Origin of the sequence: Bacillus sp. ISL-34, assembly GCF_018613325.1 — a bacterium.
Taxonomy (GTDB): Bacteria; Bacillota; Bacilli; order Bacillales; family DSM-1321; genus Peribacillus.
Genome location: NZ_JAGGQJ010000028.1, coordinates 53,127 through 67,386, shown reverse-complemented (window position 1 = coordinate 67,386; position 14,260 = coordinate 53,127). Strand labels below are relative to the sequence as shown.

General features: G+C 37.3%; 17 protein-coding genes. 2 read left to right on the top strand and 15 right to left on the bottom strand.

Going from position 1 to position 14,260, the window contains the following annotated elements; genetic code table 11:
• Positions 1 to 429 precede the first annotated feature (429 nt).
• The 5 genes from J7E52_RS19930 to J7E52_RS19910 form a co-directional block, all read right to left on the bottom strand.
• The gene (locus J7E52_RS19930) at positions 430 to 1,092 is read right to left on the bottom strand and encodes an ABC transporter permease (protein ID WP_063233716.1); all 663 of its coding nucleotides are present in this window, start codon (positions 1,090 to 1,092) and stop codon (positions 430 to 432) included.
• A gap of 17 nt (positions 1,093 to 1,109) precedes the next feature.
• The gene (locus J7E52_RS19925; RefSeq protein WP_214750184.1) at positions 1,110 to 2,027 is read right to left on the bottom strand and encodes an osmoprotectant ABC transporter substrate-binding protein; all 918 of its coding nucleotides are present in this window, start codon (positions 2,025 to 2,027) and stop codon (positions 1,110 to 1,112) included.
• 11 nt (positions 2,028 to 2,038) lie between these two features.
• Positions 2,039 to 2,692 (bottom strand): ABC transporter permease, encoded by a 654-nt coding sequence (locus J7E52_RS19920; RefSeq protein WP_214750183.1) that lies wholly within the window; start codon positions 2,690 to 2,692, stop codon positions 2,039 to 2,041.
• Between the two features lie 12 nt (positions 2,693 to 2,704).
• Positions 2,705 to 3,859: a betaine/proline/choline family ABC transporter ATP-binding protein gene (locus J7E52_RS19915; RefSeq protein WP_214750182.1), complete on the bottom strand. Its 1,155-nt coding sequence runs from the start codon at positions 3,857 to 3,859 to the stop codon at positions 2,705 to 2,707.
• Positions 3,860 to 4,069: 210 nt separating this feature from the next.
• Complete coding sequence (locus J7E52_RS19910) at positions 4,070 to 5,245, bottom strand: acyl-CoA dehydrogenase family protein (protein ID WP_214750181.1); 1,176 nt, start codon at positions 5,243 to 5,245, stop codon at positions 4,070 to 4,072.
• Between the two features lie 485 nt (positions 5,246 to 5,730).
• Here J7E52_RS19910 and J7E52_RS19905 point away from each other — a divergent pair, with 485 nt between their 5' ends.
• Positions 5,731 to 6,384, top strand: coding sequence for a 2OG-Fe(II) oxygenase (locus J7E52_RS19905; RefSeq protein ID WP_214750180.1), 654 nt, complete (start codon positions 5,731 to 5,733; stop codon positions 6,382 to 6,384).
• 253 nt (positions 6,385 to 6,637) lie between these two features.
• On the opposite strand, the gene J7E52_RS19900 is transcribed toward J7E52_RS19905, so the two are convergent.
• The 8 genes from J7E52_RS19900 to J7E52_RS19865 all read right to left on the bottom strand — a co-directional run bounded on the left by J7E52_RS19900 (position 6,638) and on the right by J7E52_RS19865 (position 12,742).
• Complete coding sequence (locus J7E52_RS19900; RefSeq protein WP_214750179.1) at positions 6,638 to 7,417, bottom strand: hypothetical protein; 780 nt, start codon at positions 7,415 to 7,417, stop codon at positions 6,638 to 6,640.
• A 536-nt stretch (positions 7,418 to 7,953) separates the two neighbouring features.
• Positions 7,954 to 8,379: a VOC family protein gene (locus J7E52_RS19895; protein WP_214750178.1), complete on the bottom strand. Its 426-nt coding sequence runs from the start codon at positions 8,377 to 8,379 to the stop codon at positions 7,954 to 7,956.
• A gap of 457 nt (positions 8,380 to 8,836) precedes the next feature.
• Positions 8,837 to 9,265 (bottom strand): DoxX family protein, encoded by a 429-nt coding sequence (locus J7E52_RS19890; protein WP_214750177.1) that lies wholly within the window; start codon positions 9,263 to 9,265, stop codon positions 8,837 to 8,839.
• A 71-nt stretch (positions 9,266 to 9,336) separates the two neighbouring features.
• Complete coding sequence (locus J7E52_RS19885) at positions 9,337 to 10,119, bottom strand: M56 family metallopeptidase (RefSeq protein WP_214750176.1); 783 nt, start codon at positions 10,117 to 10,119, stop codon at positions 9,337 to 9,339.
• A gap of 68 nt (positions 10,120 to 10,187) precedes the next feature.
• Positions 10,188 to 10,604, bottom strand: a complete 417-nt coding sequence (locus J7E52_RS19880; RefSeq protein ID WP_214750175.1) for a BlaI/MecI/CopY family transcriptional regulator — start codon at positions 10,602 to 10,604, stop codon at positions 10,188 to 10,190.
• A gap of 474 nt (positions 10,605 to 11,078) precedes the next feature.
• Positions 11,079 to 11,756, bottom strand: coding sequence for an NAD(P)H-binding protein (locus tag J7E52_RS19875; protein ID WP_286197926.1), 678 nt, complete (start codon positions 11,754 to 11,756; stop codon positions 11,079 to 11,081).
• A gap of 41 nt (positions 11,757 to 11,797) precedes the next feature.
• Positions 11,798 to 12,370, bottom strand: coding sequence for a histidine phosphatase family protein (locus tag J7E52_RS19870; RefSeq protein ID WP_214750190.1), 573 nt, complete (start codon positions 12,368 to 12,370; stop codon positions 11,798 to 11,800).
• Between the two features lie 27 nt (positions 12,371 to 12,397).
• Complete coding sequence (locus tag J7E52_RS19865) at positions 12,398 to 12,742, bottom strand: avidin-fold protein (protein WP_214750174.1); 345 nt, start codon at positions 12,740 to 12,742, stop codon at positions 12,398 to 12,400.
• A 240-nt stretch (positions 12,743 to 12,982) separates the two neighbouring features.
• Here J7E52_RS19865 and J7E52_RS19860 point away from each other — a divergent pair, with 240 nt between their 5' ends.
• Positions 12,983 to 13,504, top strand: a complete 522-nt coding sequence (locus J7E52_RS19860; RefSeq protein WP_063233682.1) for a DUF2179 domain-containing protein — start codon at positions 12,983 to 12,985, stop codon at positions 13,502 to 13,504.
• Between the two features lie 41 nt (positions 13,505 to 13,545).
• Here the strand turns inward: J7E52_RS19860 and J7E52_RS19855 are convergent, their stop codons facing one another.
• Positions 13,546 to 13,824 (bottom strand): HNH endonuclease, encoded by a 279-nt coding sequence (locus J7E52_RS19855; protein ID WP_214750173.1) that lies wholly within the window; start codon positions 13,822 to 13,824, stop codon positions 13,546 to 13,548.
• Positions 13,825 to 13,839: 15 nt separating this feature from the next.
• Entirely contained in the window at positions 13,840 to 14,250 is a 411-nt protein-coding gene (locus tag J7E52_RS19850) for a cytosolic protein (protein WP_214750172.1), read from the bottom strand.
• Positions 14,251 to 14,260 lie beyond the last annotated feature (10 nt).

The window sequence follows — 14,260 nt, the reverse complement described above, 5'->3', positions numbered from 1 at the left end:
AGAGAAGTCAATGGCAGCCTCCATTTTACGAACCAAATGGTTCGCTGGCACCAATTGATCTAAAGTAATCATTTCAAGTTGATCTCGCTGAATAGAATCAAGTTTAGAAAGCATCCTCATCACCTCAAGTTTTAATACTTCCATTTTAAAACAAAAAAGACTGTAGGCAAAAGAGGTTCTATCTAAATTTTATAACAGAGTTGATTGCGAGACTCCTGCGGGAAAAGCGCGTCTAGGGGAGACCCCGCAGGCGCAAGCCGAGGAGGCTCCCGGACCGCCCGCGGAAAGCGAGTGCCTGGAGTGGAAATCAACGTTCAAATTGTAAAAGCCATAAAAAGACTGTAGACAAACTCGATTTTCATCGAGTTTGTCTACAGTCTGAGCCATTGCATTAAACATGCAATGGCTTTTTTATTATCCTGATTTGTTTTAGGCAGTATGAATTTTTTTCTTTTTTATCGGCGAAAGAATTCGTTCCAGCCATCCGAGTAAAAGATCTGAGAGAATGGCCATCAATGCTGTCGGGATTGCTCCTGCAAGTATGATTGCCGTTCCATTTGAAGCATTCGTTCCCCTGACAATAATATCCCCCAGTCCGCCTGCGCCTACAAAAGTACCGACAGCAGTTACTCCAATTGCAACGACAAGTGCTGTACGTAAACCAGCCATGATGACAGACAGAGATAATGGCAGTTCGACCATTCTTAATAACTGCAGCTTCGTCATCCCCATTGCCTTTCCAGATTCTAAATAAGCATGATCTATACTTGTAATTCCGACATAAGTGTTCCTCAGGATCGGCAATAAGGAATATAAAAACAATGACAAAATTACCGTATTTGTTCCTAACCCCATCACTAGCATCAGAAGAGCGAGCATAGCCAATGCTGGTGTGGTTTGTATGACATTCGTTATCGAAAATACCCAATTACTCAATTTCTTATGTTTCGCGATGAAAATGCCTATCGGGATGGCTACAATTGCTGCAAATAAAACCCCATAAGCTGACATTAAAAAGTGGCGATAAAATTCAGTAAGTACATACATCCAGTTTTGGGAATAATAAGTTCCAAGCTGTTGCAAAGTTTCCATAAGTTCTCACCTCCCATTTATTCAAAATATTTATGTGCTTTAAGGAATTCCGATGCTACGACCGATGGCTCCTTCAAGTTCCCATCAACTTCATAGTTAAGTTCCTGCATGGTTTCAGTAGTGATTTCACCAATTAACTTATTAAGCTCATCTTCAATTTCGGGATATCGCTCCAATATTTCTTCGGTAACGACCGGTGAACAGTCATATGGTGGGAAATATTGTTTATCGTCTTCTAAAAGCTTCAAATCATTAACCTTAATCCGTCCATCGGAGGAGTAAGCAAGGACAATATCCATCTGTCCATTTTTGACTGCATCATATACCAGGCCAATCTGCATCGGATAAGTTTCCCCAAATTCCAATCCATATGTATCGACGAACCCTTTATAACCATCCCCTTTTCTTTTCAGCCAAGCACTATCTACACCTAACCTTAAATTATCTGCATCCTTTTCCAGATCCGATATTTTCTGATACCCTTTTTCCTCTGCCAATTCATTAGAAATCGTAAAGGCATAAGTGTTATCGAACCCATAAGAATCAAAAAATTTGAACCCATATTGTTCTTTGAATTCCCTTTGAACAATTTCCATCGCCTTTACTGGATCCTTTTCGATTTCCTGTCCCAGGACACTCGTTAAATCCGTCCCTGTATATCGAGTTGCGGCTATGTCTATATCACCGGTCTCCATCGCTTTTTGCTGAACGAAATTGGAACCTAGATTTTTGATGATTTTCGTATCAAGTTCCGTATTCCTTTCAAGGAGTTGAGCGATCATGTTCGCAAGGATTTCGGATTCGGTCATGCTTTGGGCACCGATCTTTACAGTAGTTTCAGAAGATGACCCTAAACCAGGCAAAGAACAGCCGGTGATCATTAATGAACAAACTAAAAGGGCCATTAAAATTGTAAGTCTCATTTTTTTATACATGGTAATCCTCCTCAAGCAACTTCCTTCATACCTTTCAATCCTTTTGGTACGACTTTTCGTTCAATGATCGAGAATACATAATCCACAAGGATAGCCATGATAATTACCGGAACTGCACCTGCGATGATATATTCTGTTTGGTATAAATTCAAACCGATAAAAATGTAATCTCCAAGTCCTCCGCCTCCAATAAAGGAAGCCAAGGTGGCCCACCCGATTAAATAGACGGAAGCCGTACGGATACCAGCCATAATGACTGAAAGTGCCAGCGGGAATTCTACCAGACGTATCCTCTCCCAGCTTGTCATCCCGATCCCGCGGCCGGATTCCAGAAGATTTTCATTTACACCTTTAATGCCTGTGTATGTATTCCTGAGTATAGGTAAAACAGAATAGAAAAATAACGCAATGATTGCGGGTGTTTTCCCAACGCCGAGGAAAGGAATGAAAAAGGCCAGGACTGCAAGGCTCGGCAGTGTCTGCATTATGTTCGCAATTCCGATTATTATCGAAGCGCTCCTTTTCAATCGCGTCAACATGATCCCTAGTGGCACGGCAACTATTATTCCAAGGAAAACAGCGATCATGGATATATATAAGTGCTCCCATGCTTTATAAATCAATTCTTGCCAGTTCGTTTGTAAAAAATCGATCAAAGCTTCCATCTGATACACCTCCTAAAACATTTCTGCCATTTCTGCCATTTGAGTTTCTTCCTCTCCCCAGATGCTGTCATATACGATGTCGACCAATGTTGCCCTTGTGACAATTCCGACCAAATGTTTATTCTGGTCAACCACCGGCACATATTTGAATCCTCGCTTTAAAATCTTCTGAACGGAATCACGGATTAAAGTATCCTGTTTCACTGAATAGACTTCAGTATTGATGACTTCACTGATAAATTTAGCTTTTTTTCGATATTCACTGATCGTTTCAACATCGACGAACCCTTTCAAAACATTTTGCTCATCGACCACAAGTAAAGAATCGACCCTTTTATCTCGCATTATCGTAATAGCATCGGTAAGGGATTTTTCCTCTGTGATGGATATTGGATTTCGACTCATGATTTGTTCGACCAACTCAACATTTGGTCTTGTTTGGAGCAAGCGATCTTTGCCGATGAATTCTTCCACGAACTCATTTGCTGGGTTTCTGAGGATTTCATCCGGTGTTCCCACTTGGACGATTTCACCAGCCTTTAAGATGACGATCCGGTCGGCTAGCTTAATGGCTTCATCCATATCATGGGTAACAAAAACGATTGTTTTATCAAGTGTGCGCTGCAGATTTTTAAATTCCTCCTGAAGGGCATCGCGGGTGATTGGATCTAATGCACCAAAAGGTTCATCCATTAAAATGAGTGGAGGATTGGAAGCAAGTGCTCTGAGGACGCCTATCCTTTGTTGCTGCCCGCCGCTCAATTCGTAAGGATACCTTTCCAGGTATTCGGGTCCCATATCGACAAGCTTAAGCAATTCCAGAGCGCGTTCCTTTTTCTTCTGTTCATTCCATTTAAGAAGTTTTGGCACGAGGGTAATATTTTCAAGAATCGTCATGTGAGGGAAAAGTCCGATTTGCTGGATAACGTACCCAATCTGTCTTCTTAGCTCGACTGGATCTTTATCCATGATATTTTCACCATTAATAAGTATCTTGCCTTGGGATGGTTCGATAAGACGGTTAATCATTTTCATTGTCGTTGTCTTACCACATCCACTCGGACCAATGAAGCAGATGAACTCCCCTTTTTTAATATCCAATGTTATATTCTTTACTGCTTTCTTTCCTCCCTTATAGATTTTCGATACATTTTCGATTTTTAACATAACAAGCACCTCCATCATTCGCATACAATTACAAATTTTACAAATATATTAATTTTTTATATGCACAGTCTCTTGTACCCATAAGGTAAACTGTATTAAACCTTTTTATTTAAAAAAACTAGTCCATTGTAATTATATTGAAAAAATGGTATAAAAAAACTGCCTCATTTTAATTGAGGCAGTGTTGATTATTTAGTATTAAAAATGAAATTAAAACCCGATATTTTTAGCAATCAAAATTTTTACCGTTTCATCTGTCCCTGTAAAGAATTTTGACAAAGGAATGTCCCGATGGCGCCGGGTAATTTTATCGTCGCCCATATATCCGTATCCATCATGTAACTGCATGCACTTTTCAGATATCCGCTTAGACATCTCCGTTATCCAATGTTTTGCCATCGATACTTCGGTTATGATATTCTCCCCAGTCATATGTTTACAGATCAACCCATCAACAAACGTCCTTCCCAGATGAATATCGGTCGCTATTTCAGCAATGGTAAATTGTGCAGTTTTAAATTTACTTATTTTCTTATCAAATGCTTTTTGTCCTTTTATAAAATTCATCGTTAAGTGAAGCATGTCTTTCGCTGCGATTAAAGACCCGATCGCACACATTAGTTTTTCCTGTTGCAGTTTTTGCATGATATATGAAAGACCCTTCCCTTCCTCACCAAGGAGGTTGCCAACAGGTACTAAAGCATCATCGAAAAATAGCTCGGCAGTGTCTGAACTTCCCTCTCCTGATTTACCAAGTTTTCTTCCTCGCGAAAACCCTGGCGTATCTTTATCAATGAGCAGCAAACTGATTCCGTTCTCGGAAGGAACAGCATTAAGATCAGTTTTGCATGCTACTATCATGAAGTCAGCTTTAAAGCCATTTGTGACAAACGTTTTAGCTCCATTGACTATATAATACCCCTCTTTCTTGATGGCTGTGGTTTGAATATCCGCTAATTCCGAACCCATTCCCGGTTCTTTCAATGAAAAGGCAGAAATCATTTCACCTGTGATGAACTTCGGTAAATATCTTTGTTTTTGATGTATTGTTCCAAAAGAAGCTATATATGGGGCCACAACATCCGAATGAAAGGATATTCCTCCTAAGGCTGATCCAACCATTTCCAATTCCTCTGCCAGCACAACTGAATATCCAAAATCTGCTCCTAACCCACCGAATTCCACATCTAGCGACGGACATAAAAATCCATTATCTCCAATCTTTTTCCAAAACGAGAAAGGTATACCCCCCTCTTTTTCCCATTGATCATAAAAGGGGACAGCCTCCTTGGCGAGAAATTCACGAAGTGATTGTTTAAATAATAAGTGTTCTTCCGTTAGGAAGGAACGGGAATCATCTTTATTGATTTCCATCGTGCTAACCATGGGTTAACCTCCATTCGCTAATGGTTTTATTAAATACATCAATGTGAAAATAACTTATAATCACTCCCATGAATATATGTTAAGCGCCTCGATGTAAGCGATTACAATATCAAATCATCAAACAGTAAAAATGTTCCACACTATTCTTGTTCAACAAATAGTATTGAATTCCCTTTTATAAATCTATTTTTTACCATTTTAATCATTTATTACTTAACTGCTTTGAGTATGGGTTTATTATATATTCTGTCGAGGTTATTTTTGAAATATTAATTGGATTAATTTAACACGACTTCTTCTTTTTTTAAAACTCAACCCTCCCATTTTTCGATAAAATGTTAGTTTTAATTAACTCAATATAGAAGTAAGCAGAATAAGAAACAGTTATATAACAACGTTTATGGTATAATAAACAGAGAAAACGCTTACAGAAATAAGATGAACTAGTTGTTCGGAAAATTCATTCTTTTAGGAGTCGATGAAAGTTGACAGTGAATAATAACATAACAATAAGTAAAGAACAAACCATCTTTAATCATATTGGAAATAAAATTATAACGGAAGATCGAGAAATTAACGTGATTGCTAGATTGGAAGAACCTCTAATTGTAGTTTTAGGAAATGTCTTGAGTGACGAAGAATGCGACGAACTTATTAGATTGTCAAAAGACAAAATGCACCGTTCCAAAATTGGCGTTACACACGAGTTAAATGAAATAAGAACAAGCAGTAGCATGTTTTTTCAAGAAAATGAATATGACATCATTACCAAAATTGAAAAAAGAATATCATCCATCATGAATATACCCATTGAACATGGAGATGGTATTCAAATTCTTAAATATACTCCTGGTCAAGAGTATAAAGCTCATTTTGATTTTTTTACATCTACAAGTCTGGCAGCTAAAAATAATAGAATTAGCACAATCATCATGTATTTAAATGATGTGGAGGATGGAGGGGAAACTTTTTTTCCTAAACTGAATTTTTCAGTGTCACCGCGAAAAGGAATGGCTGTATATTTCGAATATTTCTATAACGACAACAACCTGAACGAACTAACTTTACACGGTGGAGCGCCAATTATCACGGGTGAAAAATGGGTTGCAACACAATGGATGAGGAGACAAAAAAAATAGTCCGCAGCTTGATAATGTAAACGCTGGACTTTAAATGCCTCAATTTTAGGTGCCAAATGAACTAAGGCACCTATTTGTTCATTTAGAACCTGTTTTATTTAAAATGACCAAACGATGAAATCAAAATTATAATGTTCCCTTGAACTTCATAGCGCTCTTGTTCCTAAACAATCGATTCGTTTCAAAACATGCTTTTGCCCCAGAATTTTCGTTACGTTTGATTTGAAAATACTCTGATTGTATTTAATCACATTCATTTACCTTTGTTGCTTTTTCTAAAATTATCGTAATCAGTCTTTATGTAATGAAATACCTTCGCGTTGCCATTATGGTCAGGATGAGTTATTTTTAATAACCCTTTATATTCTGCTAACACTTCTTTATTGCTCGCCATTTTAGAAAGCCCTAATTTTTCACTATAATCATTTGATTCAGCAGTGGAGTCAATATTGTAATTATTTCTTATGTTTTCTTTTAATTTTATCAATTCATTACGTAATTCAATATTTTCTTTTAATAAATCCTTTGTTTCATTTTGTAATTCACTTTTCTCATTCTTTAGTATGGCAACTTCCTTTTTGAACATATCCCTTTGCTGTATTAATATTCTTTTGCCAGTCTCATGAAGTTCTTCAATTCCTTCTATATGCTTATCTTGAGCTTGTATTTTCAATTTTAATCGGTGTATGATTTCGTCCTTATTTTGATCTATAAAATCATTTATAGCCATTTTTGAAGCTGTGTCACCGCTTATGTATCCAGTGCTCCTCTTTCCGTTGCCCGCATATCTAATCTTACCTTCACGAAGCCAGCGCCTAACAGTTTGTATGCTGTTACTTTCTGTTATTCCTGCATCTTTTAACATTTCAAATGCTTGATTTGTGTCATCCATTATGTATCCCGTTTTTCTATTCCCGTTTCCACCTTCATATCTAATCTTACCTTCACGAAGCCAGCGTCTAACAGTTTGTATACTGCTGCTTTCTGTTACTCCTGCATCCTTTAACAGGTCGAAAGCTTGATCTGTGTTCACGTTTTTCCCCCTTCCCCCTTATTACGCAATGTAATGCTACTTCGAGTGATATTAGCCTATTAAAAGGAATATATTTTACAAACAATGCGGCTAATATGTATGCCAATGTTTTAAATAATAGCATAGCCATTTTCTAAACAAAGAACAAATAGATGAAAAATATATGACGAATATCACAGAGAGATAACGATAACGTATCAAAGTCAAAGTGTGGAACCGACAATTAACGGTAACTCATGATAGTTATGTTATTAAGATTCATATATATTCGGTCTAGGGACAGCGTGAAGAATACGCAGCTAGGGGTAATTGTGGAATTTTCCCCAATGCCTATATAATACATAAATGCGAGTTACCTTACATGCTATGCTGCCGTACGGAATGAACTTAGACAGCATAGGAAAAGCGATAGGTATCATGGTTAGGGTTCTATACCAATATTAAAAATCCCAATCTCTCAGTGATATAAAATGAGAAATTGGGTTTTTTTATTCAAATTGCAACTAAAACAGCTGCTATTATTTAACTTGAGAAAATTATTGTTTACCCTCTGTGTAAATTTGGAAGGTTACACCGAATTTGTCTGATACAATCCCATAAGCAGGGCTGAAAAAAGCTTCCTGCAGAGGCATTTTCACTTCTCCGCCTTGAGACAAAGTTTCAAAGATTCTTTTTGATTTTTCAATTTCGTTAATTGAAATACAGATCGTGACTTGATTTCCAGATTGACTGGATTGACCCGGAAACGTATCGGAAAACATGAGGTCCGTTTCCCCAACCCTTAACATTGCGTGTGCCACAAGATTTTTTGCTTCTTCTGGCAGAGGAAATTCCGGGTTTTCTGGCATTTCTCCAAAAGATTGATTAAAAAGGACTTTAGCATCCAATGCCTTTTCGTAAAATTGGATCGCTTCCTTCGCATTTCCGTTCATCATTAAATATGGAGATAATCGCATGGTCATATATACATAGCTCCTTTTGCTATAATTTTTTACGAAGCTTGAATCAGATTACCAAGCTTCCTTTTGCTCTGGTCAGAGGCAATAACTACTATACCATTATTACCCATGATTGTATTTTATAACAAGGAACATTTGTTCGTCAATAAAAATTCACTTAAAACTATCAGTTATTTTGTTTGTTAACGATTGAATTGATAATTCCAAGGTGATTGGTTCAACCTTCCAGTATTGTCATTTCGTAAAGTATGTAACGATAACGCAGTCATGGGAAACTTCTGTTGATTACCAAAATCTGATTTGATGTATTATCGTTTTTTTCAAATCATGAAGCTTTTCAAACAGAACAGGGTTAAATGAAAAAGGCATGACCCAGTAGATTACCGGTTTCATGCCCACATGACTGCCTAATTAAGAAAATGTTCAATTTTTTGGGTCGCTGTTAAAACGTTCATTCTTATTAACTTGCTTTTATTTCTGATTCTTGTATTTTTTTTAAGGTAGGTAACTTAGAATCTATCGATAGGAATCTGCTTCCATTTAAAACCAGGTGAAGTGCAATAATCATAAGAACGAGATCCAATTCGTACCCTGAAGCTTCTCCATTCCCCATAAAACCTGCTGGGAATTTCACATAAACAATTGCACCAGCCATGATGAATACAAGGAGGGCAGCTATTATTCTTGTTCCAAGGCCTAAAATTAAAGCAATTCCTCCAAACAATTCAATAACACCGACTACATATGCCATAAATCCCGGAATGCCTATACTTTGAAACCATCCTGAAGTGTTCTCCAATCCACCTTGGAATTTTGACAATCCATGTAACAAAAATGAAATTCCCAACATAACTCTTAATAAAAAGGTACCGATCTCTTGTTTATTCATGTCACATCTCCTTTTTTTATTTTACACTACAAAGTGTAGTGTAAAGTGGTAAGAAAATCAAGTGAAAGTCATCAGACAATCACTATAGTCATTCCCAAAAGTATTACCAAAACATAAATAGAAACAAAAATCGTAGTAGTTTCAGCCCTCAAAGGAATTGTTTTATTGGGATCTATTAATTGCTGAAGTCTATAGTTAACCGATTCATTAGAGAAGTGGACAAGGACGGGAGAGGATTTATCAGTGTAACCATGTTTAATTAACTTCAACAAAGCAGTACTTATGCCTAATTCGGTCCCTATTTTATTTATCGCATTTTCGTCGGCTGATAATTCGCTTATTATTTTGTAATTCTTATGACACCATTTTGTCAGTGGGACAAACCATAACGCATCTGAGATCAACTGTAAAATGAAAATAACCAGTGGGTGATATTTTTTTTGGTGAAAGGCTTCATGCTCTACTACCGCTTCTAGCTCATCAACGTCCAATAATCGTAATAAACCCGTACTGAACACAATGAAAGGCCGCCTGAAACCAAGCGTAAACGCAAGAGGCTGATCAGCATTCACAACTAAGATATCATCGTTGACCCGGTTGAATGTTTCATTTATGGACCTTGTCTTTTCAACATTTTTGGAGAGAAATAGCTTTTGTTTAAACCTTCTGGATAAGAAATATTGCTCTGCAATTTTGAATAGGGTGCTCAATATGCTATAGGATATTATTATACTGAGCAGGGTGACGACCACAAAATAGTATACTGAATCTTCCTTGAATAGACTAAAGCAAAATTTAAAAAAGTTGGCTTTAATATTCACACCAAAAAAGATATGTACCAAAAACGCTCCCATTTGGCACCATACTACACAGGCAATTAAAAGACTCAGGCTTATCACAAAATAAGACTTCCTCTTCCACATTATAATTTATCCTTTTTTAACGATTGAATTTTTTGTTCCAATTTTTCAATTAAACCTTGGTCAGCGTCTTTCATGGCATCCAGCATATGGCTTATGACCGCTCCACCAAATTCATCGAGCAAATTCTCAGTCAGTTTCTTTGACTGCTCTTCTAAAAACTCCGCCCTGGATTGAACCGGGCGAAATAATGAAAGCCTTCCTTCAGACCTCTTTTCAAGAATGCCTTTTTCAACCAAACGATTCATGACGGTCATTACTGTGTTGAAATTAATAGGTTTGTCAAGTTCCAATGATTGCTGAACCGCTTTAATGCTCTGTTCATCTTTATCCCATAAATATTCCATGATATTAGCTTCCAATGGACCAAAGAAACGATTCAGTCCAACTTCATCATATTTAAAATTTTTAATATTCACCCTTTACCACCTCCCACTACAAATTGTAGTGGATATCACTGTTACAATCAAGTTTCAAGCGGAAAATTAGAACTGAATTAGTATCACGAATTCCTATAAGTATTCCTCCGTTCCTTTTTCCTTCAAAGCGGATATCAAAATTTGCTTTTAAATTTTAAAAAAACGAGCCTATTTTGGGCTCGTTTTCTGTTTATCGACAAAAGGGGTTCGGAATGGACTAATCGCAAACCATTATTTTAAAAGAAAACTTGGATCTATTTTTCACTTTTTCATTCGGATGAAAGCTATTGGATTGAAGCGGCACGCCTGCCGAGACCCGCTAGATGCTGCTTTGATGAGTCTTGGCAGACAGTCGGCGGAAAGGGATCGGATTTTCTTCAATCAACTGAAACATTTATAAATAAAAAATCTGCAGGCAAACTAGCTTTTCTTCGAGTTTGTCTACAGTCTGAAACGAGCCTATTGGAGGCTCGTTTAACTTATAGTAACGCTTTGTGCAAGTTTCTCAATTTCATCAGAATTATAAAAATGATATCCTTGTGCCTTCGTTTGTGCCGCAGCGTACATTGCAGCAGCTACTTTGTTTGCTTCTATAGCATGATATGGGCGTAAAGGGCCCACAAAGACAAATTTAGCAAAAGTACTTAACAGCCCAGAAATCTTTTCACCTGCCCTGAATTCCTCGCGTTCTCCAAGAAGTAAGGAAGGGCGGAATATATGTACAGTATTCAATTCCAGGTGTTGTAGTGTTCCTTCCACATCTCCCTTAACACGACTGTAAAAAAACTTTGATTTGGAGTTGGCTCCCATGGCCGTTATGACGAGTAATTTTTCAACATTGGATGTCTTCGCCATTTTAGCTGCTTGGATTACATAGTCATAATCAACTTTACGAAAAGCTTCCTTCGATTTAGCCTTTTTGATCGTTGTACCCAAACAAATGAAAACATCGGTGACTTTGAACAAATCGGCATACTGGGATAAATTATCGAAATCCACAACTTGTCCTATGCACTTGGGGTCCGTGAATTTCACTTCCCTCCTTGTCAGAAAATGAATTTCACTATAGATATTGCTGTTGCTTATTTCTTTCACCAACTGGGTGCCGACCACACCTGTAGCCCCTAAAATCAATGCCGTCTTATTAGTCATGATTTCCTTCTTTCCTTCATTAGCTACTGAATAATATAGGACTAAGATAAATGATTCACTTGATTGAAATCATCAATTATCCAAGAATCGACTTCAAATCTAATCGTACTCAAACATGCATTGAACAAGCGCATTTCATTTGAGACGATTGACTCGTTTGACATCAAGCGTAAAATAAAATGAATGACTGCACCATGTGCAACAAGTATAACTTTCTTCTCAGGATACTCCCTTTGAATATCCTGAAGCCCATTCATCAGCCTGTTTCGTAAAGATTCCTGATTTTCCTGACCAGGATATTCTTTATCCATGAATGCTGATGCCCTTTCAGCTGCCGTCATTCCTTCAGCGACGCCAAAATTCTTTTCAATGAATTCCATTTTTTCAATAACCGGGACTTCAATATAATGCGAAATGATATCTGCCGTTTCCCTTGCCCTTTTTAGAGGGCTCGAAATAATCACATCCCATGGAGCCTCTTTGGACAAAAATTCACCACATTGTCTTGCCTGTATCCTTCCTAGTTCATTTAAGGGAATATCAGTCTGCCCCTGCAGTTTCCCTAGTGCATTCCAATCTGTTTGACCATGCCGCACTAAACAGATAGTAGTAATGTTCCTCAAACCCTTCTATGTAGATTGTTATTTTTTCACTTCTTCAATGATGGAGTGTCCTTCAGACTGTTCGAGATCTGACCATTTCCATTTTTCATGCAAGCGTATCCTTCCATCTGGCAACTTTTCAGGAGTGGAAAGACAGCTGCCTCCTCTAATTTCACCTTTTTCATTGATATGATTATACCTGAATTCTAAAGACCCATCCATATTGACAAGCCCTATTAAAGTCCCTTTAACAATCTCTCCGCCATGATAACTTGCTGAAAGAATTGAACCTTCTTGAGAATAGTGGAAGGTAGTATTTCCTGAAACTTCTCCGTTTTCGGAATTGACTTTAGCTTTGAAAATCCGACCATCATAATTAAACATCATCATTCCCCCATATGAATTAGTAAGGATAATGATACCAAATTTATAAAAAAAAGAATATTGATAAATCTTACAGAATTTAATTCGGTCTCAACGGAAATGCCACAAAAAATACATAAAATTCCCCATTGAATTCTGCCATTATATTGTGGTTAGATTATGGAAGATGTTACTTATGGAATGAACATTCCCAAAGTTGAAACGTCTAATCTAACTGGAAGATGTTGGTGAGGTGCTCAATTGAAAGAAATACTTCTGATTCTACTATTACAACTTATTTATGTTCCGATTTACACGTTGCGAACCATTTTCTTAGTAAAAAATATTACCATACTCGCCTCGATACTGGGTATCGCAGAAATGTTAATATACGTTTTTGGATTATCCCTAGTATTTGGCGGTGACCAAAGCATACTCGCCATGGTTGTATATGCAGTCGGTTTTGGAATCGGAATAATTTTTGGTACGAAAATTGAGCAAAAACTTGCCATCGGTTTTATTAATGTAACCGTTAATACTCAAACCAAAAATGAACAGTTGGTAGATACATTGAGGAACAACGGATTTGGTGTAACTCTTTATACGGGCGAGGGCAGGGATAGCAACCGTTATCGGATGGAAATCTTGACAAAACGCAATCGGGAACAAGAATTGATAGCAACCGTTGAAAAGTTTGAACCTAAGGCTTTCATCATTTCATACGAACCCCGTTATTTTAAAGGTGGATTTTTATTGGACCGGTTGAAAAATAAAGCAAGTTGAATGAAATGCAAAAGCCCATGTTTTTAATATGGGCTTTTGCATTATTTCGTTTTTGATTTTCTAATCTTTACTGACCTCGTTACCGGTTGTTTTTTAATCCACTTTAAGTATTTTTTTAATGCTTCATCATCTTTTAGCAAAAGCACGGTATATAGTCGGATGGCCAGCTCTCGGTTTGAATACAGTGCGTGAATCTGTTTGTGACAAGATTTACAGAGATAGGCAATGGGTAAATGGCTGCCACCTAATTCTCTAGGTGTTAAATGATGGATGGTCAGTTCAATTCCACCCCTGTCACAAAGCTCGCAAGTACCTTTCATCTCAATACTCGGCCGTTAAGGCTTAACGGATTTTCCTTCTTCAACTATATGAAACATCAAATGGGCAAGATGATGGATTGGTCCATACTCTTCATTGTCATCATCTTCTTCACCTTCATCTTCCACTTCCACTTCATCCATGCCTTGTAAATAAAGGGCCATGAACTCATAAAAATCATTTTTAGTAAAGGAGTAACAATCACTTGGATCTTGATTATCTTCTTCATACTGTAAAACTAGATGAGATAAATCACCATCATCATCTTCAGCATCAAAAAATACGAAGTATCCGATATTTGTATCCAGTTCAAATAGTCTGCGAAAACCGCGTGATGTTGCTTTTTCAAACTCAGCCGCCGTCAATTTTTGCACTTGCATGCTGTCTACATTATCTTCTTGATGAAAGCCCACGATAAATGTGTTCATAATCAAACCT

Coding starts and splice junctions, on each gene's coding strand:
- J7E52_RS19930 (WP_063233716.1), bottom strand. CDS start 1,092: ATGGAAACTTTGCAACAGCTTGGAACTTATTATTCCCAAAACTGGATG.
- J7E52_RS19925 (WP_214750184.1), bottom strand. CDS start 2,027: ATGTATAAAAAAATGAGACTTACAATTTTAATGGCCCTTTTAGTTTGT.
- J7E52_RS19920 (WP_214750183.1), bottom strand. CDS start 2,692: ATGGAAGCTTTGATCGATTTTTTACAAACGAACTGGCAAGAATTGATT.
- J7E52_RS19915 (WP_214750182.1), bottom strand. CDS start 3,859: ATGTTAAAAATCGAAAATGTATCGAAAATCTATAAGGGAGGAAAGAAA.
- J7E52_RS19910 (WP_214750181.1), bottom strand. CDS start 5,245: ATGGTTAGCACGATGGAAATCAATAAAGATGATTCCCGTTCCTTCCTA.
- J7E52_RS19895 (WP_214750178.1), bottom strand. CDS start 8,379: ATGACCATGCGATTATCTCCATATTTAATGATGAACGGAAATGCGAAG.
- J7E52_RS19890 (WP_214750177.1), bottom strand. CDS start 9,265: ATGAATAAACAAGAGATCGGTACCTTTTTATTAAGAGTTATGTTGGGA.
- J7E52_RS19885 (WP_214750176.1), bottom strand. CDS start 10,119: ATGGGAGCGTTTTTGGTACATATCTTTTTTGGTGTGAATATTAAAGCC.
- J7E52_RS19875 (WP_286197926.1), bottom strand. CDS start 11,756: ATGACTAATAAGACGGCATTGATTTTAGGGGCTACAGGTGTGGTCGGC.
- J7E52_RS19865 (WP_214750174.1), bottom strand. CDS start 12,742: ATGTTTAATTATGATGGTCGGATTTTCAAAGCTAAAGTCAATTCCGAA.
- J7E52_RS19855 (WP_214750173.1), bottom strand. CDS start 13,824: ATGAAAGGTACTTGCGAGCTTTGTGACAGGGGTGGAATTGAACTGACC.
- J7E52_RS19850 (WP_214750172.1), bottom strand. CDS start 14,250: ATGAACACATTTATCGTGGGCTTTCATCAAGAAGATAATGTAGACAGC.